This is a genomic window from Paenibacillus odorifer (assembly GCF_000758725.1).
In the GTDB taxonomy this organism is placed as follows: domain Bacteria; phylum Bacillota; class Bacilli; order Paenibacillales; family Paenibacillaceae; genus Paenibacillus_AQ; species Paenibacillus_AQ odorifer.
Map to the genome: position 1 here is coordinate 3,765,358 of NZ_CP009428.1, position 24,644 is coordinate 3,790,001.

Below are 24,644 nucleotides of genomic sequence, written 5' to 3' on the forward strand. Positions count from 1 at the left end.
TCGCCTTTTGGTTAGAATCAGAAAATATAAAAGATGAGACCTTTGCCCTCGGCTACAGTTTGGCTGTAAAAACGCCGAATTTCGTTAAAATGTTGAAGCATGTAGGCAAAGAACGCGTCCTCATCCTCGTCTGAAACAATATCAGGTTCAAGAGGATACACCTCTTCCTTCACCATGGCCGGGAAATTATACCGCAAGCGGAGCTGCGCTTCATCCATCTCAGAAATAGCCTGAAGCGCTTCTGCTACTTGCTCAGCGCGTAAGGAAAACGCCCCGAATGAGCCAAAATCGATGCCTTTGTCTGACGTCAGCGGAACAACATAGCCAAGAGGGGCATCTCCATCGGAAATAGCTCCACAAAGCAAGTAGTGAATCGCCTCCCAGGTTCTATCAATGTCCAGTCCGGGATAATCGTCTATTTTCAAGCTCTTCAATGCAATGTCACCTGCAACGATTTGCTGCACCAGGTTGTCAGACATAGCAAAGTAATATCCACGCATTCCCATGTAGTCATCCTTCCTTCCATTCTAGTAGTGACTATACTGCCCAATCAAAATGTAACCTCTGGATTTATCCCGCAAGATAGAAAAAGAGTGAAGATCAGCCCCCTACGTAATCATAATATCTTGTGCGCACAAGTTACTACATCCCGTTTAAGATAGGTATGTCCTACACTCTTTAACTAATGAATTTTATGTGTAAAAGATATAATCTCCCACAGCCGACACTGAAACCATATCCCCTATACGGCGAGTCTGACTAATAGTCTTGACTACGGACCCAGCTGAAGCTATTGGCGAATTTATAGCCGTTGGAGCAAGTTTGCGGACTCCAGTGCTGTATTCTCCCGCAAGCGGTGCATCTATAGCCCTTTACGCCCATAACGACTATGGGGTCCGATAGCAGTCCAAAAAGGACGTATTCCCGCGCTTAAGATCAACTGTGTCCGATAGCGGCTTTGTACGTGCAAATTCGCTGTAATCATCCATGATCCATTCAAGCTTCCAGTTAGACTATGACTCCACTGTTAATTGACCCGTATCCATATTATTGAGCACAAGTTTGCCTTCCAGCGGGGTTCCGTCTTCGCTCGTAAGCTTCAGCTTTCCCGTACGGCCTTTTTCTATCAATGCCTTTACTTGAGTATCTGTAAGGGTACGTCCGTGGTTTTCTTTCCAGATCACGAACTTGCAGCCTTCTTTGTAATGAGAGCAGCCGTAGCCTTTTTTACCCATAAAAATCATCCCGCCACAGCCAGGACGCGGGCAGTTTCCGATAATTTTCGGACCGGAATTTGCTGATTCCTCTTCATTAGCTGGTTTACGTTTTCTTGGCGCGGCAGGTTTATCGATGGTTTTACGAGATGTACCTCCACCACTCCGACCTTTAGCCCCTGTATTCACAGAAGGAGTTTCCCCTTCAAAAGAAGTTTTGGACGCCCGAGACTGCTCACGAACCTTGTCCACGATCATGCAGGCAAATCTTTTTACATTCTCCATAAATTGTCCGTCCGACGCCGTTCCTCTGGATATCTCGTTCAAGCGACGTTCCCACTGGCCGGTCATTTCAGGTGAAGTCAACAGCTCGATGCCCGCTCCACGTATCAGTTCAATAGCCGTTCGTCCTTTTTGCGTGATGGCGATTTTTTTACCTTGCATTTCAATGTATCCGACATTCTTAAGCCGTTCAATGGTTGCAGCACGTGTGGCTGGAGTGCCTAACCCTGAATCCTTCATAGCATCCCGAAGCTCTTCGTCCTCAATCTGTTTTCCGGCACTTTCCATCGCTCTAAGCAGCGTGCCTTCTGTATAGTGTTTTGGCGGCTGTGTATCCTTCTCTTTAACAATCGCATCACTACAGATCACTTCATCTGCCGGAGCAATTGTGAACGGTTCATTCACTTCAATCTCTTCGTCTTCCTCATCATCCTTGTTTTTTCCCTTGGACGACTTTGCTTTGTCTTTTTTCTGGTCCGCGTAAATGACCTTCCAGCCGAGACTTAATAATTCCTTAACAGTAGTTTTGAACTTTTCGTCCTCTACATCAGTCATAACCGTATGCACTTTATATTCCGCAGCCGGATAGAACTGTGATAAAAAGCGCCGCACAATCAAATCATACAGCTTTCCCTCATCCGCACTAAGCCCTGTTGCTTTTCGATATGTAGGCAAAATCGCATGGTGATCCTCGACCTTCGAGGGATTGCAGATAAATTTATTTCCTTTATGAACGAGATTACGATTCGCGCCTTTCACCCATTCATCATAAGCCGTCCCTTGGAGCGCAGATAAAGTCTTATGCATCTCCGGAATATTCTGTTCTGTAACATAGTTAGAATTTGTCCGCGGATAGGAAATCACCTTATGCTTTTCATATAACGCTTGTGCGATATCGAGTGTTTTTTTAGCGGAAAAAGCGTACTTCCCATTCGCCTCCCGCTGCAACAGCGTCAAATCATACAGTTTATTCGGATACTCTTTCGTTTCCTTAACCTCATAAGAGTCAATTCGTCCCGGTTTTCCTTTGACCTTGGCAGCCAGCGCCTCCGCCTTCTCACCATCAGTCAGCCGGTCACCCTGCCACATGCCTTTATAAGTCATTTCATTTTGTGTAAAATGGCCCTCTACCTCAAAAAACTTAAGGGATGAGAACGCCTCAATCGTCTTCTGGCGATCATAAATAAGTGCAAGTACTGGAGTTTGAACTCTCCCCACCGACAGCAGCACATTATGTTTCGTAGTAAATGCACGTGATCCGTTCATACCGATTAGCCAATCGGCTTCACTGCGCGCTTTTGCCGCTTTTGTTAGATTCTCGTACTCCGCCCCATCCTTTAGCTCTTGAAATCCTTTGCGGATTGTCTCTGGTGTCAAATCGGAAATCCACAGCCGTTTCACAGGATGTTCAAGCTTCAAATGCCGCTGAATGAGCGAAAATATATGCTGGCCTTCCCGCCCGGCGTCACAAGAATTTACTAGCAGATCGCTTCGTTTAGCCAGCTCTCCGATTACCTTCAGCTGATCAATGGTCCGCGCATTAGGAACCAGCTTGAATTGGTCCGGAATAATGGGAAGATCATTAATATTCCATTTTTTGTATTTTACATCATATGCATCCGGCTCAGCCAATCCTATTAGATGCCCTATTGCCCATGTAATAATGTACTGCTCCCCTTCAAGATAGGAACGGTAATTTTTAGCCTTTGGTTCTATTGCGGCGGCGATATTCCGCCCCATGTCCGGTTTCTCCGCAATAATAAGTGTCTTCAAAAACATTCGCTCCTTACCTTCTCGTTCTTAAGTCCAAAATAGGTCCAGTACTCTATTATAACATTAACCTCGGTTTTTTTTAATCGACCGGACTTTTCATAGTCTTTCGTTTGATTTAAAATAAGTTGGTATAAGCGTATTCATGTATCGGAGGGAAACAAACCTTGTATGAGAATCACAGATTTACAGAACCTTTTTCTGATCGAAGCCTCTCTGCCCTGAAGGCGGATTGTGAGCAGTGCTTCGGCTTATGTTGTGCCGCATTACCTTTTGCTGCTTCCGTAGATTTCGCTAGAGACAAAGACGCTGGACAGCCGTGTCACAATCTACAGTCGGACTTTCGCTGTGGTGTACATACAGAGCTAAGAGAATTAGGCTACCGTGGTTGTACGGTCTATGACTGTTTTGGAGCTGGGCAAAAGATTTCTCAAGTCACTTATGCTGGAGAAGACTGGAGGAAAAAGCCGAAAACTGCGAAGCAGATGTTCGAGGTATTTCCGATTATGTGGCATTTGCACGAGCTGCTTTGGTATTTACATGAATCTTTGAACCTAGAAATAACCCGTACAATCCATACTTAGCTGCAAACAGCTCTCGATGAAACAGAACAGCTCACCTTGCTCAATCCTGAAGCTCTTATAAAGGTGGATGTTTCCGCTCATCGAGCAAAAATCAATATGTTACTGTTGCAGGTCAGTGAAATTGTAAGAACTGACGCTCGTCGTAAACTAAAAAAATCCACGAAGAATTTCAGTCGAGGTGCCGACCTTATGGGAGCAAAGCTCAAAGGAGCCGATCTTAGAGGCGCCAACTTGAGAGGAGCCTATTTAATAGCCGCAGACCTTAGGGATGCTGATCTCAGAGGTGCAGACCTTATTGGGGCAGACTTTCGCGATACTAACCTCAGAGGTGCTAATTTAGCAGAAGCTCTCTTTCTCACCCAGGCACAGATCAATGCGGCAAAAGGCAATACTCTCACGAAATTACCAGCAGCACTCTTGTGCCCTGATCATTGGCACTCTCATTAGATTAAAAAGATCATTTATATCAGCGGTGAATAGAATTTTTTGATCCGAGACACAGCTTCCATAATTTCTAAGACTTCTTTCTCCGCTGTGTTTCGTTCCAGATACTCTACTCTTCCCTGAGATGCTTCCTTGCCCACAACTATTGATAAAGGTATCCCGATCAAGCTTGAATCTTTAAATTTCACGCCAGCGCGTTCATCCCTATCATCGATCAGCGTCTCAATGCCAAGCTTGGTTAGTTGATCATAGAGACCTTCTGCAACCGTCCGCTGCTCACTATCCTTGACGGCCATTATCAAGATATGAACCTGATAAGGTGCCAATGCTGCTGGCCACATTAATCCATCCTCATCATGATGCTGTTCAGCAATAGCGGATAAAAGCCGTGAGATACCAATTCCGTAACAGCCCATAATCATAGGTTGACTTTTGCCTGAAGAATCTAAGTAAGAAGCGCCTAGCTTTTCACTGTATTTAGTACCTAATTTGAAGACATGACCCACTTCAATCCCTTGATGAAAATGCAGAATACCCTCCAAACAATGCGGACAAACTTCACCTTCTGCTACATTCCGTAGATCCCCCACATGCTCAAGCGCAAAATCTCTACCTGGTACTACGTTACGGAAGTGATAATCTTTTTCTCCCGCCCCTGTAATCCCTTGGGTCATATCTGCTACTGCTGCATCCACTAGGACAGTCAGGGTTAAACCCACAGGTCCTACAAATCCACTCTCTACACCGGCTAAGGATTTCACAGCCTCGTAGTCAGCAAGCTTAATCTCATTCATTCCTAAATATTTACTTACCTTAATTTCATTGACTTCATGATCTCCCCGGACCAGAACAGCAAAAATCTGTCCGTCACCTTCATAGATTAATGTTTTAATAATCTGCTCTGGCCGGATATCTAGCTCCTGCTCTAGTTGCTCAATTGTGCGCAAATCAGGAGTGAGGAACTTCTCTATCTCCGGTACTTGCATGACAACTTCATTTTTTGCAGGCCGCACGGACTCTGCCTGTTCCAGATTGGCCGCATAATCACAAACGGAGCATGCAGCAATCGTATCCTCCCCAATCTCAGCCAGCGCCATAAATTCATGACTGCCGCCCTCGCCTCCAATCGCACCGGAATCCGCATGGACAGCACGGAATTTCAATCCACATCGCTCAAATATCCGGTGATAAGCCTCGAACATTTGGATATAAGATTTATCGAGACCTTCCATGTTTGTATCAAAAGAGTAAGCATCCTTCATCAAAAACTCTCTGCCTCTCAGCAGTCCAAAACGTGGTCGGCGTTCATCACGGAACTTGGTCTGAATCTGATATACGGTAATAGGAAGCTTACGATAAGAGCTGATCTCATTCCGTACGAGCGTGGTTACTACTTCCTCATGTGTAGGACCTAATATGAATTCCCGCTCATGACGATCCCGCAGCGTCATCAACTCCTTACCGTATACCTCATATCGGCCTGATTCTTTCCAGAGCTCCGCAGGCTGCATAGATGGCATCAATACCTCCTGAGCCCCAGAGAAATCCATCTCATTCCGCACAATCGCTTCTATTTTCCGTAAAACACGTCTTCCAAGCGGTAAATAAGTGTACACACCCGCTGCTAATTGGCGAATATATCCCGCACGCAGCAGTAGCTGATGACTGCTTGTCTCCGCCTCTGAAGGTGCCTCACGCAGAGTTGTTAATAAAAGATTACTTTGACGCATATTTGTACCCTCCCTAAAAAATGAACGCTCTAAACGCAAAAAGACACATTCGTCAGGGACGAATGTGTCGTGATACCACCCTTATTTAACCGCCAGCCCATTATAGTCTACATGGCGATCCTCGATCGAATAACGGCCGATTCCGGCAGCGGTTGTACGCTGCAGCTACCCAGGCAGGATACCATCCACACGTATTTGAGGAACCTTTCAGCCGGTGAGTTCCCTCTCTGTTCTAACGCTTCTAGGATCGTAAGTCCTTGGTCAATGCTTTTGTCATTTAAATATTGTATTAAATCTATATGAAAATAATATTTCCGTCAAGCGTCGGCTCCAAAAAAAAGCCGCTTCTCCAGCAGGTAAACTGCTTTTGAAACGGCTTCTTAAATTAAAGCCTAGACAAGAACGCTTGAGCCCATCAGATATTTATCCACTTCACGTGCAGCTTCGCGACCTTCGTTGATGGCCCAGACCACCAAACTTTGACCACGACGCATATCGCCAGCAGCAAACACCTTATCCACGTTCGTGTTGAACTTGCCGTAACGTGCTTTCACATTGGTACGACGATCGGTCTCCAGTTTAAGCTCCTCAACAATATCTTGCTCTGGTCCATCGAAACCAATAGCGATAAGAGCGAGTTGAGCAGGATATACAGCTTCTGTTCCAGGAACGGGCTGATAGATTTTACGACCTGTCTCATCCACGATCCGGCGGATCTGCACGGTATGAAGCTCCTTCAAGTTCCCCTCTTCATCCCCAACAAATTTAGTGGTCATGATTGAGAATTCACGCGGATCATCACCAAAAATAGCTTTCGCTTCTTCTTGCGCATAATCCAAGCTGTACACATTCGGAAATTGCGGCCAAGGATTAGCAATCGGATCCCGTTGCAGAGGCGCTTTTTCATGTGTACCAAATTGAGTGATACTGCCGCAGCCATGACGAAGTGCTGTGGCAACACAGTCAGAACCTGTATCCCCTCCACCCAAGACGATTACATCTTTACCTTCAGCGGATACATAGTTACCATCCTCCAGATTGGAATTCAAGTAACTCTTGATCGTTCCATTTAAATAATCCATGGCATACATAACGCCCTTAAGCTCACTGCCTTCAATGTTGAAACGGCGTGCTTTAGTAGCTCCACCACACAGAACAACCGCATCATATTCATCAACAAGCTGCTGAGCCGGAATGTCTTTACCGATCTCAGTGTTCACCACGAAGTTAATTCCTTCAGCAGCCAGCAAATCCACACGACGTTGTACAACTTTTTTATCAAGCTTCATAGTAGGTATTCCATATGTCAGCAGTCCGCCAATGCGGTCACTGCGCTCAAATACAGTTACAGTGTGTCCAGCCTTGTTAAGCTGTGCTGCCGCGGCAAGTCCAGCAGGTCCAGAGCCTACAATTGCAATTTTTTTGCCAGTCCGTTTCTCAGGAGGATTAGGTACAACCCAGCCCTCTTCAAAACCCTTATCAACGATCGCAAGTTCAATTGTTTTGATGGTTACCGGCTGTCCGATCAGACCCACTGTGCAAGAGCCTTCACATGGGGCGGGACAAATACTGCCTGTGAATTCAGGAAAGTTGTTTGTCTTATGCAGACGTTCCAGTGCTTCTTTCCAGAGTCCACGATACACCAAGTTATTCCACTCCGGAATTAAATTGTGTACTGGACAACCTGAGGTCCCGCCAGCCATATCAATACCTGTATGGCAATAGGGGGTTCCGCAATCCATACAGCGTGCGCCCTGTGTCCGAAGCTCGTCCTCGGATAAATGATGGTGGAATTCTTCCCAGTCCTTTACCCGCTGCTCAGGATCCCGATCACCTGGGAGCTGCCGTTTATACTCCATAAAACCTGTAGGTGTAGACATGTTTACGTTTCCCCCATCCGTTCTCTTCGTGTTGAAGTATAGTACATTGTAGCATATTGCGGCTTCGTATGGTTGTCAGCAACGCAATGAAGTACCTGCACATTCTATTCTATACCTATACATAATCATTTCTAATTTTAATTATAGTAACATTCATCACTTTTGCACAGTAATGGATAAATCTACTGATTATTTGTACTATTTCACATGTTATGTCAGAGAAAACGTTTTATTGCTATTCCGTACGTTCATAAACAAGGAAACGGTAATCATACGGATTCTTCTCATCACGAATTCCCTTGATATTGGAGACCTCTTTCCACATCCTCCAGTCAATCTCAGGAAACCGGGTATCTCCTTCAAAATCCTGATCGATCTGCGTCAACATTAGCTTGTCAGCATACGGCAGCATCAAGCGATAAATTTCTGCACCACCGATCACCATCAGCGCATCTTCTTTTCTACCCTCGCTGAGAGCCTCTTCAAGCGTGTGTAGAACCACTGCACCTTCAGCTGAATAATCAGTATCCCTAGTTAGAATTAGGCTCGTTCTGCCCTTCAAGGGCTTGCCTCCGAGCGAATCCCATGTTTTGCGGCCCATTAGCATTCTTTTGCCCAATGTTTCTGCTTTGAAATAAGCAAAATCCAGCGGTAAATGCCAAGGCATATCGTTATCTTTTCCTATGACATGATTGGCACCCATTGCCCATATTAAGCTAATACTCATGAAGTTCCCTCCTTCCTTCATACTAAATTAAAAAACTACGCTGCCAGAAATTATATTTGCGAATCTTAATTTATAACAATTACGCTATACTGCGATCGGCGCTTTTATCGAAGGATGCGGATTGTACCCCTCAATGACCAGATCTTCCAGTTCAATATCAAAAATTGATTTCTTCTGTGAATTAATAACCAGGGTAGGCAATGCTCTTAATTCTCTTGATAATTGCTCTTTCACTTGCTCAACATGGTTTGAATAGATATGCGCATCACTAATGCTGTATACAAACTCACCTACTTCTAGACCACATTCATATGCAATTAAATGCGTAAGTAATGAGTAAGATGGAATATTGAAGTTTGCCCCGAGAAAGGAGTCAGCACTGCGTTGCAGCAAGTGGCAGCTTAGTTTACCATTTGCAACATAGAACTGGAACATAACGTGGCAGGGCGGTAACGCAGCTTTACTTCCTTTTGTTCCGGCATTTATAACATCTTCCGGGTTCCATGCGCTCACGATTAAACGCCGAGAATCAGGATTTGTTTTGATCTGATGAATAACGTCTTGTAATTGGTCAATTGATTCACCAGTAGAAGATGTCCAATTCCGCCATTGCTTACCGTAAACATTCCCTAGCTCACCATATTTCGCAGCAAACTCATCATCTTCTAAGACACGATCACAGAATGATTTCATCTCTGCTTGATACACTTGATTAAAATCTTCATCAACTAAACAACGATTCCCGAAGTCTGTCATATCCGGGCCAACATATTCGTCTGATTCAACCCATCTTTTAAAAGCCCATTCATCCCAAATATGATTATTATTTTTCAATAAATAACGAATGTTGGTATCGCCTTTAATAAACCACAATAACTCACTTGCAATTAAGCGAAACGGTGTACGTTTTGTTGTAAACAGCGGGAACCCTTTTGATAAATCAAATCGCATTTGATAACCAAAAACACTAATTGTACCAGTTCCTGTACGATCTTCTTTTTTTACACCATGATCTAAAATATATCGTAAAAAATTCAAATAGGTTTGTTCTAACTCATTCGTCAATGTACTGCACCTCCGTAATATTACACCTCATATATTATATCTGAAAAATCCGAATTTTGTAGAAGGTAAGATAATTTTTAAATATATTTAATAATCGGGTTACATATTCAATTATAAAGGATTGGTTCAGCAAGTGTATCTTTACTCCGCTATCCTAAGCTCCACTCTGGCCCCATAAGCACGAACGTTTGCTTGTCCACCCACAGGAAAGGTAATCATCGGCGATGTATGTCCAAAGTCCACGTCTGCGATCACAGGAATATCAGATAATTCTTCTTTTGAGCGGATAATTGTAGTTAGCAGCTTCTTTGACATACGCGATTCTTTTTGGAATCTGCCGATCACCAACCCTTTGACCCCTTCAAACTCAGGCTGATGAATTAGGGATTGCAGATCTCGATCAAAGGTTGCAGGTGCTGACTCATAATCATCCTCGATGAACAAAATAGAATTCTTTAAACTAGGCATATACTCTGTTCCCTGCAAAAGATTTAAAGTGCATAAATTGCCACCAATAATCGTTCCTTTCGCTTCCCCATCATTGATAATGAACGGACCTTCATTTTTAATAAATATCCGGTTTTCCTGATTCAGATACCACTCATCATCACTCCAATGCTTGGAAGGCTGCACGAGAATTTCTTTATTGTCCATCATCAGCCTGCGGAAATATTCGATGGTATATTCATTATCGTGGAGCATCGCAAATGTGGAAAAATGCGGCCCGGAGTATGTAACTAATCCTGTTTGAGCATAAATCGCATTACTTAGTGCAGTAATATCCGAATAACCACATAAACGCTTTGGATTCTCCGCAATGATTGAATAATCTATATAACGCAGCAGCTGGTTACTATTGAAGCCTCCAATGGACGTTAATATTCCTTTCACTTTGGGGTCTAAAAAGGCTTCGTGCAAATCCTCAATTCTCGAATCAATAGAAGAGGAAACAAAATCATCCGTCTCAAAAGAATTTGTTGAAATGGATATCCGAAAACCTAACCGTTCAAGCTGCTCTTTGGCAATTTTTCTTTGCTGAGCATCGATTAATGACAAACTTCTGGAAGGAGAGATAATACGCAGCTCATCTCCAAGCTTTAATTTATCAGCTCTCATCATTGAACCTCCCTATATTCATGAATTACAGATTAGGTAATTACTCTTCCTTCCAGTATATCTCTTTTCAAAAAAGTGGAAAACACAAAAAAAGGCGGAACGCATTTGCGTCCGCCTTTCTGTTGCCTGCTAGAGCAATTTTGGAGAAAAATTATTTCATTACATGAATTGGGTGACCTTCAACCAATTCAGCAGCTTCCATGACGATTTCGCCAAGGGTTGGATGCGCGTGAATAGTCAAGGCGATATCTTCAAGCGTTGCGCCCATTTCGATTGCTAAACCAAGTTCAGCGATCAAGTTGGATGCTTCGATACCAACGATTTGAGCTCCCAGTACCAAATTGTTCTCGGAGTTAGCAACAATTTTGATGAAGCCCTCTGGGCTGTTCAAAGATACTGCGCGACCATTTCCTGCGAATGGGAATTTGCCGCTTTTCACTTTGTAGCCTTTGTCTTTTGCTTCTTTCTCAGTCAAACCAACGCTTGAGCACTCAGGATCTGTAAATACAACAGCTGGGATGACTTTGTAGTCAACAACAGATGTAAGTCCTGCGATTGCTTCTGCAGCGATTTTACCTTCGTAAGAAGCTTTGTGAGCCAAAGCAAGACCTGGAACAACATCGCCGATAGCGAAGATGGTAGGAATGCTTGTGCGTCCTTGGTGATCAACTTTGATCAATCCGCGCTCGTCGAGCTCAAGACCGATCAGGTCCAGACCAAGTTCACCGTCAGTGTTAGGACGACGACCTACAGTAACAAGCAAGTAATCTGCTGTAACTTCTTTGGACTCGCCACCAACAGAGTATTTCACGGTTACTTCTTTGTCGTTCTGAACAGCACTTTCAGCTTTAGCGTTAGTTACGATTTCGATGCCAGTTTTAGCCATGTTTTTCGCAACAAGACGAGTCATATCTTTATCGAAGCCTGGAAGTACAGTATCCAAACCTTCGATGATTGTTACTTTAGTGCCAAATTTAGAGTACATTTGACCAAGCTCGGCACCGATGTATCCACCACCGATTACGATCATGCTCTTCGGAATTTCTGGAAGTTCCAGAGCTTCAGTCGAAGACAGAATACGTCCGCCGAATGGGAAAGGTTTAAGTTCAATTGGACGGGAACCTGTAGCAATGATGCAGTGTTTGAAGCGGTAACGTGGAGATTCATGATCATTGAACACACGTGCTTCTGTGTCGCTGATAAACATGCACTCGCCGTTAAATACTTCAATTTTGTTGCCCTTCATCAAGCTAGTCACACCGCTAGTCATTTTTTTAACTACGCTGTTCTTGAATTCTTGAGTTTTGGCAAAATCCACTTTAACATTCTCAGCTGTAACGCCGAAAACTTCACCATGCTGTGCAGATTCAAATTGATGTGCAGCAGCGATCAAGGCTTTAGAAGGAATACATCCACGGTTCAAACATACACCGCCGAGTTCCGATTTATCCACGATGAGGACTTTTTGGCCGAGCTGGGCGGCACGAATTGCCGCCACATACCCACCAGGACCTGCACCAATGACCAATGTATCAATATCTAGTGAAGCGTCTCCTACTACCATAATTATACCTCCATAACCAGCAGCTCAGGATTATTGAGCAGCGATTTAATGTAGTTCATAAAGTTTTGAGCAGTCGCACCATCGATAATACGGTGGTCAAAGCTGAGTGACAACGCCATTACTGGAGCAACTACGATTTCACCATTTTTCACAACTGCTTTTTCACTGATACGGCCAGTTCCGAGGATAGCCACTTCAGGGAAGTTGATGATTGGAGTAAAGAACATACCGCCAGCAGAACCGATGTTACTGATGGAGATCGTGCTGCCCTTCATTTCGTTAGCAGACAATTTACCGTCACGGCCACGAACAGCCAAGTCAGTGATGCTGCTAGCGATCATCCAAATGCTCTTACGGTCAGCGTCTTTGATAACTGGAACGATCAAACCGTTTGGTGTATCAGTAGCGATACCGATATTGTAGTATTTCTTGTAGACAATTTCGCCTGCTTCTTCATCAATCATAGCATTAAGTGCTGGGAATTGACGGGAAGCTGCAACAAGAGCCTTAACGATGAATGGAAGGTAAGTAACCTTAACGCCTTTTTTCTCAGCAATAGGTTTCATACGCGTACGGAATGCTACCAGTTCAGTAACATCTACTTCATCCATGATGGTTACGTGCGGAGCAGTGTAAGCCGATTTAACCATTGCGTTGGAGATCGCCTTACGAATACCCTTGAATGGTACACGTTCTTCTTCAAGACTAACGTTACCGCTAGCTGCTGCAGGTGCTGCTTTAGCTTCGGTCTTAGCAGCCTTAGGAGCTTCAGACGCCGCTGCTGCTGCAGGAGCCGCAGGTGTAGAACCACCTTTCAAGAAGGCTTCTACGTCTTCACGAGTGATTTTGCCACCTTTTCCAGTTCCGTTCACTTTGGAAATATCCACTTTTTGCTCACGAGCAAATTTGCGAACGCTTGGTGTAGCCAATACATCGCGGTCAGGAGCTGGTGTTACACCTGCAGATCCGCCTTCTTTAGCATCAGCAGGGCTTGTTGCTGCAGGGGAAGAAGTAGTGTTTGCACTTCCTTTTGCTGCATCAGCTTCAGCAGATGCATGACCTTCTTGTTCAGGAACGTCGCCTTCAGCAGCGATAATAGCAACAACTTCGCCTACGCGGCAAACTTGGCCATCTTTAGTCAGAACTTCCAATACAGTACCATTCACTGGACATGGAACCTCAACTACCGCCTTGTCATTTTGAACTTCCATGATGATGTCATCATCAGTTACCTTGTCACCGGCTTTGATATGCATTTTGATGATTTCACCTTCATGCAGACCTTCACCCAGCTCAGGGAAGCGATATTCAAAATTCGATGCTTTGTTAGATGCTGGAGCAGCTGGTGCAGCTGGCGCTTGAGCAGCAGGAGCTTCAGTAGCAGCACCCTCTTGATCAGGCACGTCACCTTCTGCTTCGATAATAGCCACCACTTCACCGACACGGCATACTTGACCGTCTTTAGTCAGAACTTCCAATACAGTACCGTTTACTGGGCAAGGCACCTCAACTACCGCCTTGTCATTTTGAACTTCCATTACGATATCATCATCCGTTACCTTGTCACCGGCTTTGATATGCATTTTGATGATTTCACCTTCATGCAGACCTTCACCTAGTTCAGGAAATCGGTATTCAAACTTTGCCACTTTGAAAACCTCCTCGTGAAATTGGGACTAACCTTATGATTTAAACTTTATAAGATGAAACAACGTTGTCATCCATATGGATGACAACTGTTTCTCGTAAAAATATTTAGAATTCCAAAACTTTCTTCACGCCTGCAATAATACGCGCAGGGTTTGGAAGCCATGTATCTTCAATTTGTGCAAATGGATATACAGTGTCAGGACCTGCGATACGAAGCACAGGAGCTTCTAAGTGCAGTAGAGCTTTTTCATTGATCTGTGCGATAACTTCAGCAGCTACACCCGCACTCTTTTGTGCTTCTTGCACCACGATAGCACGGTTAGTCTTCTTCACAGACGCTACAATAGTGTCGATGTCGATCGGACTTACAGTACGAAGGTCGATAATTTCAACATTAACGCCTTCTTTTTCGAGTTGCTCGGCTGCTTTGGTAGCTGTATGTACCATCAGCCCGTAAGTAATGATCGAAACGTCAGAACCTTCACGTACTACGTTCGCTTTACCAAGTTCAACTGTATATTCACCTTCTGGCACTTCAGCACGGAATGCATGATAAAGGTTCAAGTGCTCCATGAAGAATACAGGGTCATTGTCGCGGATAGACGCGATTAAAAGTCCCTTAGCATCATATGGGTTTGAAGGAATTACAACTTTAATCCCTGGGCTTTGTGCAATCAAACCTTCGAGTGAGTCAGTATGAAGCTCAGCAGCCTTAACTCCGCCACCAAAAGGAGTACGGAATACTACTGGAGCATTATATTTACCGCCAGAACGCCAGCGCAGACGTGCCGCTTGAACAACGATCTGATCCAGAGCTTCAAAGATAAAACCTACGAATTGAATTTCTGCAATTGGGCGGAAGCCTTGTACACCAAGACCAAATGCCAGACCGCCGATAGCGGACTCAGCTAGTGGTGTATCAAAAATACGATCTTCGCCAAATTCCTTTTGCAGACCTTCTGTTACACGGAAAACGCCACCTACATTACCAACATCCTCTCCGAAGATAAGAACGTTAGGGTCACGATTCAGTTCAACGCGCATCGCGTCGCGGATCGCTTCTTTCATATTCATTTGTGCCATTGCCTGATATCCCCCTTATTCAAAATCGGCTTTTTGCTCTTCCAGATGTTTAGGTGTTACTTCGAACATGCTGTCGATCAAGCCAGGTATTGTCATTTTTTCGGTTTGTTCAGCTTTTTTGATCTGCTCGTTAACAGTAGCTTTCGCTTCATCTTTCACGCGCAGTGTATCTTCTTCAGTCCAAAGACCTTTCTTCTCCAAATACTTGGCAAGACGGGCGATTGGATCCTTTTCACTCCATTGTCCTTCTTCTTCTTTCGAACGATATTTACTTGCATCGTCAGAAAGGGAGTGTGGACGGAAACGGTAAGTTACAGCTTCGATCAATGTAGCACCTTCGCCGTTGCGTGCACGTTCAGCAGCATCGCGTACAGCACTGATTACTGCAAAGATGTCCATACCGTCAACCTTAATCCCTGGAATACCAGCTGCAACCGCTTTGTGAGCGATCGATTTGGAAGCCGTTTGTTTAGCGAACGGAGTCGTAATCGCGTAACCATTGTTTTGAACAAAGAAGATTACAGGCAGTTTAAAACGACCAGCAAAGTTCAAGCCTTCGTAGAAGTCACCTTCTGAAGAACCGCCATCACCAGTGTAAGTAATTGCAACATTCTTTTGTTTTTTCAATTTGAAGCCCATAGCAATACCAGTAGCGTGCAGGATTTGCGCACCAATGATAATTTGTGGCATCAATACATTAACACCATCAGGAATAGCTCCACCATGTTGGTGACCACGGGAATATAAGAAAGCTTGGTACAATGGAAGTCCGTGCCATACTAGCTGCGGAATATCACGGTAGCCTGGGCATAAGAAGTCTTCTTTCTCCAAAGCGAACTCACTACCAATCATGGTAGCTTCTTGACCGGATACCGGTGCGTAGAAACCAAGACGACCTTGACGGCCAAGGTTTACTGCACGATCATCCCAAGTACGGGTAAATACCATACGATACATAATTTCTTTCAGTTGATCGTCAGTTAAATCTGGCATCTTATCCTTATTGATAATTTCTCCATCCGGGGAAAGTACCGATAGAGCCTCGACGTCCTCTGTATACACTTCATAAGGAACTTTACTCATTATCTTCACCTCAATAAAAAAATTTGAATATCAGCTGCCTCTGTTATAATATTATTATACACCTGTTTAGTTACTTTCGTCAAAGAAATACTTATAAAATTTATATTTCTTTAAATTTTGTATGTATAACAGGTGAGATAATTTAATATAACAGTTTAACACTTTTCCAACAAGTAAATGATTAATAACACAGTTACACATTTAATAATTTTAGCGTAACCCTGTGTGTATTGCAAAATTCGACAAAAAAGGTGACGTGACAACGATGAGCGATTCTGTTTTTCTGAAACGCACAATTGTAAAAGAAACGCTTTGGAGTGAACATCTGCAGGAGGAACGTAAATTACGTATCTATCTGCCCCCAGGCTACAATGAAGTTCTCAGTTACCCCGTGGTGTACTGCCAAGACGGAGAAGAATTTTTCAACTTTGGACGCATTGCTACACTTGCTGGACAACTTATTATAGAAGAAGATGTCGAGCCCTTCATTATCGTCGGTGTAGAAGTTAACGTCGCTGTTCGGACTCAAGAATACGCTCCGTTCGGCAGCCGATTCAAGCAGTACCTATCTTGCTTTTCCGAAGAGATTATTCCCTTCATTGAAAAAAATTATCCCGTACGCCGTACACCCGAAGAACGAATCTTAGCCGGCGATTCCCTTGGAGGCAGCGTCTCCCTCCATCTCGCACTTGCTTATCCAGCTATCTTCACACGTATCATCAGCCTATCCGGTGCATTCTATCCCGAATCACAAGCCATGCTGGCAAAAGAAGAAGATCTCGCCTGGCTTAACATTAATATGGTCGTTGGACTGCAGGAAACAGATTACCAGACTGATACAGGGACCTATGATTTTGTTCAGATGAACAGAGAAACAAAAGCGTTGCTTGAAGCACGTGGAGCTACCGTATCCTACCGTGAGAAAGACGGTCGTCATCTCTGGGGCTTTTGGCAAAAGGAACTCCCTGAATCTCTACTCTATTTTTTAAACACATAATGCCTTATTGATAGAAGCAAAAAATGAACATCTAAAGAACGTATGTAGATTTCAGCCGTGTTTGCGCTTACAGTTTAATCCAGCGAATTTCCTTAATTTACTTTAATACTAATCAGAGAGGGCTGGAACCCAACCGGGTTACAGCTTTTCTCTTATCACCATTTCAAGCAAAACGTCACAGCCTGCATTGATTAAATCATATACCTGCTCAAAATTCCCTGTAAAATAAGGGTCTGGCACTTCTCTCAATTCTTCCTCAGGCAATAAATCCATGAAGAACAAAAGCTTAGCCTCTTCCCCACCAGGAACCTTTCGAACATTCTCTCCATTAGACTTGTCCATACAAACGATATAATCAAACTTCTGAAAATCCTCGCTACTGACCAAACGCGCTGCCATATTTGCATAACTAATCATGTTTTGATCAAGTATACGTCTAGTCCCTTCATGCGGTTCCTTACCAATATGCCAATCTCCAGTTCCCGCACTGTCAACCAGAATCTTATGTGAAAGCTCTTGTTCATCAATCTTATGGCGCAGAACTGCCTCCGCCATTGGTGAGCGACAAATATTACCCAGACATACAAATAGCACGTTTACGATTTCATTCACCTCCCAATTGTTAAAACATAAGTAAATATGAATTTATGCACATAAAAAATCGCACACTATCATTTTAGCGTTGTCTTGGTCAATTGTGCAACTTTTCAATCTGCATTATACTGGGACAGGATAACCAACTAGAGTTTTAGAGGAGGAATGGATGTTATGCCATCCAAACGTGTCGTTATTTTTGCCGGTGGAGAACTATCTCCGGATTATTTCGCTCTATTAGATGAAGAAGATTTTATTATCGGTGCGGACCGGGGTGCATTATTCCTAATCTCACATGGATATATACCAGATATTGCAGTAGGTGATTTTGATTCTGTATCGCCTGAAGCTTTTCAGGATATTCAATCCAAAAGTAAAAAAACCATCACTTGTGATGCCGTAAACAAGGATTTAACCGACAGTGAGATGGCGCTCGATATTGCGATGAATCAGCAACCTGATTCTATTTTACTATTAGGAGTTACAGGCACTCGAATTGACCACTCCTTAGCCAGCATTCAAATGATGACAAGGGCTCTGCAACGTCAAATCAATTGCTACGTCATGGATTCTAATAACTATGTGACACTTACCGGATCCCAAACAGTCATTGAAGATTTGGGCTACACCTATGTATCTTTGCTTCCATTAACTCCTGAAGTAACAGGGATTACATTAGAAGGATTTCAATATCCTTTGAATGACGCCACTTTAAAGCTAGGCCAATCTCTAGGTGTAAGCAACAAACTGATTTCCTCCACTGGAACAGTTAGAATACGTAGTGGATTATTGCTGATTATCCAGAGCAAAGACTAAATACATAGTGATATAGAAACATCCTTGTAACTTTTGTTTTAAAATCAAAAAGCCGATAAATCCCTTATATATCAAGGGGTTTACGGCTTATTTTATTGTCCAAAATATCAAGTTATTAATTTTTTGTAACTTTTAATGAATTTTTAATAAAACGTTTACAACCCAGGCCCAGCCTCACTTTATTGCTGCTCTACCAAATTTTATGACATAGATAACCTGCTATACTACGAATCAGGCAAGCAAGACAAGACACAGCAAGACAGATTGATATACTAACTTTGGAGGTACTTACAACATGAATAAACAACAATGGATAAAAAAAGCGATTGTCATAGGAATGGTTACTACGATGGGCTTAGGAACAATGATGGCAACAGGCGTAGGCGCAACTAAAGTCGAAGCCGCTACGGTGTCCAAAGGACAAAGCGTTGTCAATTTCGGGAAAAACTATATGGGAACTCCATACAAATTCGGAGCATCTACTTCTACTACTAAGGTTTTTGATTGCTCTTCATTTATGAAACATATCTTTAAAAAGTATAATGTATCATTACCCCGTACAGCTGCAGCTCAATCAAAAGTAGGAACTTCTGTTTCCAAAGCAAACCTTCGTGTGGGCGATCTTGTATTCTTCTCTAGCGGCAGCAGAGCAACTGGTAAAAATGTAACTCACGTAGCTGTTTACGCCGGAAACGGTAAAATTCTGCACACTTACGGTAAACCAGGTGTTACGGTTTCTGATCTTAATTCTGGTACATGGAAAAAGACTTATCTAAAGGCTCGCCGCGTACTGTAAACAACAGCTCTATAGTAGAGTCTTTTCTATAAAAGAGAATAAGTCTCAGGATGTGGTGCTGCCTTCGGGCACCCTCATTACATATCCTGTTCCGCGAACAGTGTGAATTAACTTGTTCCGGTACCCTTTATCAATCTTTAAGCGGATATGCCTGATGTATACATCTACAACATTGGTATCTGCATGGAATTGATATCCCCATACTTGTTTGAGTATTTCCTCGCGGGAACATATAATCCCTCGATTCGCAGCGAGATAATATAGAAGATCGAATTCTTTATGCGTCATCTTAAGCTCGATCCCTTCACGGGTGACCAGCCTGCGGCTGGGATCGAGCATTAAACCATCCACCTTTAACAGATGTTTTAAATTTCGACGCCGACCCGTGAGGGTTAATAAATTTAGAATTCTACATTTGAATTCACCGGTATGTAGTGGTTTTGACATAAAATCATTCCCCCCGGCTAAAAAGGCCGCAACCGCTCCGTTACCCGATAACTCTTCGGAAATCACCATGACCGGAAGAATCATTCCCTCATCTCTTACTGCGGAAATGATTTTCCATCCTTCCCATGTTCCCACCTCGCCTAAATCAGCAACCAGCAATACCGGTTCTACTTCAGAAATGGATAAGCGAAGATCTTCGGGATCTTCGCTTTTTGTTATTTGCAGACCGATATCATTAAACACTTTTTCTATAGCGATTCGCTCTTCTTCTCCTCTTTCGTTTCCCTCAGACATATACCATATCAGTTGCTCACTCACAAAGATCCCCCGTATCCATCAGGCATGCATCAGCATCCCATTAATAGATATAGAATCCCCGGAAAGCAAAGAGACCATTCCTAGGAAATGGTCTGAAGATCAGTTTATCTTGCTTTTTAACCGAAATATCGATGATAAAAGCTACGGGCGGCGGCAATATCCTTCGTCCCATGAATCAATGCCCGGCCATCTGCGAAGATCACCATCCGGTAAGGACCTTCTTTAAAGGAAATTAGATAAGGATTGCTCTCTACCTCACCGTCTCCTAAACGAGACAAGCGGCTGGCTGTTTCCTGCAGGTTAAGGCTCTGCGGCCGGGCAGGGCGGATTTGTACGGTATCCCTACCACAAAGCACATCACTTCGTTCCGTATTCAAGGCTGTTAGATAAGGGTAGATCGGATGAGTCCCACAAGAAGGGCAATTCTCCTTTTTGGCACTTTTCACTCCAATTTCTTGATGTTCATTACGCCATACATCGAAAGTGAGCAGTTTATTTCTTAATTGGTCCTTACGGTGACCGAGAAGCTTTAACGCCTCAGCTGTAGCATTTGCAGTAACCAATTGCACGGCCTGTGGAAGAATACCCGCTGTATCACAGGTATCTCCCCCTAGTGGGACTGTACCTAAAAGACAATGAAGACATGGCGTTTCTCCAGGCAAAATCGTATATGTAATTCCATAGCTTCCTACACAAGCTCCATAAATCCAAGGGATATTATTCTTTTGGGCAATATCATTAATGATGAGACGTGTATCGAAATTATCGGTCCCATCCATAATCAGATCCACCCCTGAGATGAGTCCTTCCAGTTCTTCCTTCCGCACATCCATAACATGCGCTTCTATGACAACCTCAGAATTAATCTGCTGCAGTCTGTTCTGGGCTGCTATGGCTTTCGGAGCTCGCTCCTGTGCATCCATCTCGGTATACAGCTGTTGCCGCTGCAGGTTACTCCACTCTACATAATCGCGATCAACGATAAGGACATGCCCAACACCACAACGGACCAATGTCTCTGCAATCCCTGTACCTAACGCACCCGCACCAACCACAAGCACTTTTGATTTTGCGAGCCCTTGCTGTCCTTCAGTACCAAATGGCGCGAAACGTATCTGTCGTGAGTATCGATCTTCTCGCCCGGCGTAATGAAACATACATTATCTCCTCCCCATATCCAAAAAGCGGAGAACAGCAGGATGTCTGCTATTCTCCGGATTTATGATTATTCTATACTTGTACAGCTGACCACTGCTCAACATCCCAAATTTTCGTAACCCAATCTTCATAGAAATCAGGTTCATGGGATACAAGCAGGACTGTGCCTTTATATTCTTGCAAAGCGCGCTTCAGCTCTGCTTTAGCAATAACGTCAAGGTGATTGGTAGGTTCATCGAATAGTACCCAGTTGCTTTCACGCATCAAAAGCTTACAAAGACGCACCTTCGCTTGCTCCCCACCGCTCAGCATACTAAGCGGACGTGTAATATGTTCATTTTTTAGACCACAGCGAGCCAGATGCCCACGAACTTCGTTCTGAGTTAAACTGGAGAATTCATTCCAGACATCCTCAATAGGCGTAAGACTAGCTGCTTTCACTTCTTGTTGGAAATATGCAGGGTTCAGATAATCCCCAAGATAGGTTTTGCCGCTGTATGTTGGGATCACTCCCAGAATAGTCTTCAGCAGTGTAGATTTACCTACACCATTGCAGCCAACAATAGCAATCTTCTCCCCACGTTCAATGACCATATTTAGCTGTGGCAGCAGCGGACGATCATAACCAATCTCGAAATCAATTCCTTCGAATACGGTTTTGCCGCTTGCCCGGCTCTCTTTAAACTTAAAGGTCGGCTTAGCAGCTTCTTCAGGACGATCAATTCGGTCCATACGATCAAGCTGCTTCTCACGGCTTTTTGCCCGGCCTGAGGTTGAAGCACGCGCTTTATTCCGTTGGATGAAGTCCTCTTGTTTTTTGATAAAATCTTGTTGTTTCTCATAGGCATCGATATGCTGGTTTTTGTTCATCTCCGCCATATCAAGGAATTTCTCATAGTTCGCCGTGTAACGGGTCAATTTACCAAACTCCAAGTGATAAACGACATTAACGACTTTATTCATGAACTCAGTGTCATGGGAAATCAATATAAATGCATATGGGTACTGTTTCAAATAGTTGGTCAGCCAATCGATATGCTCAACATCCAAATAGTTGGTAGGCTCATCAAGCAATAGTACATTGGGTTTCTCAAGCAAAAGCTTTGCCAGCAGTACTTTGGTTCTTTGACCACCGCTAAGAGAAGCTACATCACGATCAAGCCCAATCACGGACAGGCCTAAACCATTTGCCATTTCCTCCACTTTTACATCAATCAGATAGAAATCTCCGATGTCCAGTTGTTCCTGAATGTCCCCCATCTGCTCCAATAGTACTTCTAGTTCCTCAGGCGAAGCATCACCCATCTGCTCTGTGATCTTCAGCATTTCCTGCTCTAACTCAAGCAGTGGCAGAAAAGCGTCCTTTAGAACATCGCGAATCGTTTTTCCTGGTGTAAGAATCGTATGTTGGTCCAAATAACCGTAACGCACCCGAGGGGTCCATTCTACTTTACCATTATCCTTCAAAAGCTTTCCTGTCAAAATATTCATTAGCGTCGATTTACCAACGCCATTTGCTCCAACAATTCCAACATGTTCTCCTGGTAACAACCGGAAAGACACGTTCTTGAACAACGTCCGATCCCCAAAATTGTGGGAAACGTCTTCTACAGTAAGTAAACTCATAAATTCTCCGCAAGCTCCTGTCTATACTTAAATAATGCGTAAATCAAATCACGTATAAATATATATTTTATCACACTTTAGCGGAACACTGAATTAAATGTTAGTCCCAATAGCCTATCTTAAGAAAAAACCACGGCGTTTTCCATCGTTTCGTTCGCCCTTAATGTCCCCTAACAGCTCAGCAATTACATCTGCCAACTTCCCTTTTTGTAAAAATGGATCTTGCTGACACGGTAAATTATAAACCCTATCTATACCTAAAGAATTTCGCAACAGTTCAACAGATTGCTGTTCAGCAAGTGGTAAACCCACTCTCCAATCCCGTTCAGGCTGCAGCCCCTTCCTCCTAATCCATAATAAAGTTTCCTCCAGTCGCCAATCTGCGCCAGAAGCAATTAGAATGGGAATATCGCTATGTTTGATTTCTTCCAGCGCTCCATCAAATCCACCCGTGCCCAGATCTAATACCACAAATTGATAAGCCCCTCTCATAAGCTCTGCTACATCCCCATGGTGAGGTCGCTTCCAGTAATGAACCTTCATCCAGGAAAATACAGACTCAGAGCTCTCAGCAGGAACTGAAGCGCTCTGCACATCAAGCAAATTGTGCATGCGATCATAAACCGATGAATCCGGTGATAGATCAACCCAAGCTGTTGAACCAATCTGTGCCAGATAACTGCTAATCGCAAATGAAGTATGTGTTGTTCCAAGTCCTGGCCCTACTCCAAGTAAGGCAATCACTTTAGCTTTCCGTTTGTCAACTGCTAGGGGTACAGACACTGCTGAATGATTACCTTCATCCATATCAGCCTCCACATGAACCAGTGCTTGAATAACAGCTGTTGCCTCCTGATATCTTTCCTCCGGATGTGGCCGTAATAAACGTCTAATTATCGGAATAAAAGCTGCGGGAACTTGGTCACGCAACTTATTTTCCATTCCTGACTCCCAGTGGCTGCATAATCCTCCGGTAGCCATATATAAAAGCAACGCACCAAGACCATATAAGTCAGAAACCGGTTGACTCTGCCCATTCCCATACTGCTCAGGAGCCGCGAATCCTACCGTACCAAGCTTCACCGTATCTTCAGCGATGCCTTTTCTAAAATTTCGAGCGATTCCGAAGTCGATTAACATTAATTCTTTTTGCTTAGTTAACATAAGATTGGAGGGCTTTAAATCACGATAAACAATGGGCGGATGATGACCATGCAAATATTGCAGGACTTCTAAAAGCTGTTTAGCAATTTGTAGGATGAATTCACAAGGCAAAGGTCCGGGATTATCCCTCATCAGCTGACTTAAAGTTATCCCTTCAATATAATCCATGACTAAATAAGAATACCCTTCTTTATCCGAAAGATAGTAATCAACAATACGTGGAAGCCGCGGGTGATCCAGCCCCATTAGCATCTCCGCTTCCGCTTCAATGTCCGAATGCAGCGTTGCTGAGCTAACACTTTCTTTTACAGCCCAACGTTTCCCCTTTAAACGCAGATCCTCCGCAAGATAAACAATACTCATTCCACCTGTTCCAATCTGGTCAATAATTCTGTATCTGGCGTCCATTATCTGCCCTACCCCAAGCTTCGATGCAAAATTCACTGAACTTCCCCCTTTTTCACATAAAAAAAAGAGAAAGCTTCCGCCATTAACGTTGTTACCGCAGATTACGATAACGTTAATAACGGGATGCT

General features: G+C 43.6%; 19 protein-coding genes and 1 pseudogene. 4 read left to right on the plus strand and 16 right to left on the minus strand.

From position 1 onward, the window contains the following. Positions 1-17: 17 nt before the first annotated feature. Positions 18-506 (minus strand): YfbM family protein, encoded by a 489-nt coding sequence (locus tag PODO_RS16355; protein ID WP_038571536.1) that lies wholly within the window; start codon positions 504-506, stop codon positions 18-20. Positions 507-1,013: 507 nt separating this feature from the next. Further along, entirely contained in the window at positions 1,014-3,269 is a 2,256-nt protein-coding gene (locus PODO_RS16360; RefSeq protein ID WP_038574535.1) for a type IA DNA topoisomerase, read from the minus strand. A 164-nt stretch (positions 3,270-3,433) separates the two neighbouring features. On the opposite strand from PODO_RS16360, the pseudogene PODO_RS16365 reads away from it, so the two are divergent. Continuing rightward, positions 3,434-4,297: pseudogene (locus PODO_RS16365) on the plus strand (pentapeptide repeat-containing protein). 14 nt (positions 4,298-4,311) lie between these two features. Here PODO_RS16365 and PODO_RS16370 read toward each other — a convergent pair. The 9 genes from PODO_RS16370 to pdhA form a co-directional block, all read right to left on the minus strand. Continuing rightward, positions 4,312-6,024 (minus strand): proline--tRNA ligase, encoded by a 1,713-nt coding sequence (locus tag PODO_RS16370; protein WP_038571539.1) that lies wholly within the window; start codon positions 6,022-6,024, stop codon positions 4,312-4,314. A gap of 392 nt (positions 6,025-6,416) precedes the next feature. After that, positions 6,417-7,904: a glutamate synthase subunit beta gene (locus PODO_RS16375; protein ID WP_036687677.1), complete on the minus strand. Its 1,488-nt coding sequence runs from the start codon at positions 7,902-7,904 to the stop codon at positions 6,417-6,419. Between the two features lie 235 nt (positions 7,905-8,139). Then, entirely contained in the window at positions 8,140-8,631 is a 492-nt protein-coding gene (locus PODO_RS16380) for a dihydrofolate reductase (protein WP_038571542.1), read from the minus strand. An 84-nt stretch (positions 8,632-8,715) separates the two neighbouring features. Further along, a complete protein-coding gene (locus PODO_RS16385; RefSeq protein ID WP_036687680.1) occupies positions 8,716-9,696 on the minus strand; it encodes a thymidylate synthase in 981 nt (326 codons plus the stop codon). Positions 9,697-9,837: 141 nt separating this feature from the next. Next, complete coding sequence (locus PODO_RS16390) at positions 9,838-10,812, minus strand: S66 family peptidase (RefSeq protein WP_038571546.1); 975 nt, start codon at positions 10,810-10,812, stop codon at positions 9,838-9,840. A gap of 151 nt (positions 10,813-10,963) precedes the next feature. Beyond that, positions 10,964-12,376 carry a dihydrolipoyl dehydrogenase gene (lpdA, locus tag PODO_RS16395; protein ID WP_036687684.1) on the minus strand — a complete coding sequence of 471 codons (1,413 nt, stop codon included), beginning with the start codon at positions 12,374-12,376 and terminating at the stop codon, positions 10,964-10,966. A gap of 2 nt (positions 12,377-12,378) precedes the next feature. After that, positions 12,379-14,025, minus strand: a complete 1,647-nt coding sequence (locus PODO_RS16400) for a 2-oxo acid dehydrogenase subunit E2 (RefSeq protein WP_038571549.1) — start codon at positions 14,023-14,025, stop codon at positions 12,379-12,381. A gap of 106 nt (positions 14,026-14,131) precedes the next feature. Beyond that, the gene (locus tag PODO_RS16405; protein ID WP_038571553.1) at positions 14,132-15,109 is read right to left on the minus strand and encodes an alpha-ketoacid dehydrogenase subunit beta; all 978 of its coding nucleotides are present in this window, start codon (positions 15,107-15,109) and stop codon (positions 14,132-14,134) included. A gap of 15 nt (positions 15,110-15,124) precedes the next feature. Continuing rightward, on the minus strand, positions 15,125-16,192 hold the full coding sequence (pdhA, locus tag PODO_RS16410; protein WP_038571556.1) for a pyruvate dehydrogenase (acetyl-transferring) E1 component subunit alpha: 1,068 nt from the start codon (positions 16,190-16,192) through the stop codon (positions 15,125-15,127). A gap of 265 nt (positions 16,193-16,457) precedes the next feature. Here pdhA and PODO_RS16415 point away from each other — a divergent pair, with 265 nt between their 5' ends. Further along, positions 16,458-17,189: an alpha/beta hydrolase gene (locus PODO_RS16415; protein ID WP_036687691.1), complete on the plus strand. Its 732-nt coding sequence runs from the start codon at positions 16,458-16,460 to the stop codon at positions 17,187-17,189. Positions 17,190-17,327: 138 nt separating this feature from the next. Here PODO_RS16415 and PODO_RS16420 read toward each other — a convergent pair whose 3' ends face one another. Next, positions 17,328-17,792, minus strand: coding sequence for a low molecular weight protein-tyrosine-phosphatase (locus PODO_RS16420; protein ID WP_036687823.1), 465 nt, complete (start codon positions 17,790-17,792; stop codon positions 17,328-17,330). Positions 17,793-17,957: 165 nt separating this feature from the next. Between PODO_RS16420 and PODO_RS16425 the strand changes: the two genes are divergently transcribed. Both PODO_RS16425 and PODO_RS16430 read left to right on the plus strand, forming a co-directional pair. Continuing rightward, complete coding sequence (locus PODO_RS16425; RefSeq protein ID WP_036687693.1) at positions 17,958-18,599, plus strand: thiamine diphosphokinase; 642 nt, start codon at positions 17,958-17,960, stop codon at positions 18,597-18,599. Positions 18,600-18,894: 295 nt separating this feature from the next. Then, positions 18,895-19,395 (plus strand): C40 family peptidase, encoded by a 501-nt coding sequence (locus PODO_RS16430; RefSeq protein WP_036687694.1) that lies wholly within the window; start codon positions 18,895-18,897, stop codon positions 19,393-19,395. Positions 19,396-19,440: 45 nt separating this feature from the next. Here the strand turns inward: PODO_RS16430 and PODO_RS16435 are convergent, their stop codons facing one another. The 4 genes from PODO_RS16435 to PODO_RS16450 form a co-directional block, all read right to left on the minus strand. After that, the gene (locus tag PODO_RS16435) at positions 19,441-20,160 is read right to left on the minus strand and encodes a winged helix-turn-helix domain-containing protein (RefSeq protein ID WP_051491528.1); all 720 of its coding nucleotides are present in this window, start codon (positions 20,158-20,160) and stop codon (positions 19,441-19,443) included. Between the two features lie 116 nt (positions 20,161-20,276). Then, on the minus strand, positions 20,277-21,317 hold the full coding sequence (locus PODO_RS16440) for a ThiF family adenylyltransferase (RefSeq protein ID WP_036687696.1): 1,041 nt from the start codon (positions 21,315-21,317) through the stop codon (positions 20,277-20,279). A 73-nt stretch (positions 21,318-21,390) separates the two neighbouring features. Beyond that, entirely contained in the window at positions 21,391-22,944 is a 1,554-nt protein-coding gene (locus PODO_RS16445) for an ABC-F family ATP-binding cassette domain-containing protein (protein ID WP_036687697.1), read from the minus strand. Between the two features lie 114 nt (positions 22,945-23,058). After that, on the minus strand, positions 23,059-24,552 hold the full coding sequence (locus PODO_RS16450) for a serine/threonine-protein kinase (RefSeq protein ID WP_036687699.1): 1,494 nt from the start codon (positions 24,550-24,552) through the stop codon (positions 23,059-23,061). Positions 24,553-24,644: the final 92 nt, after the last annotated feature.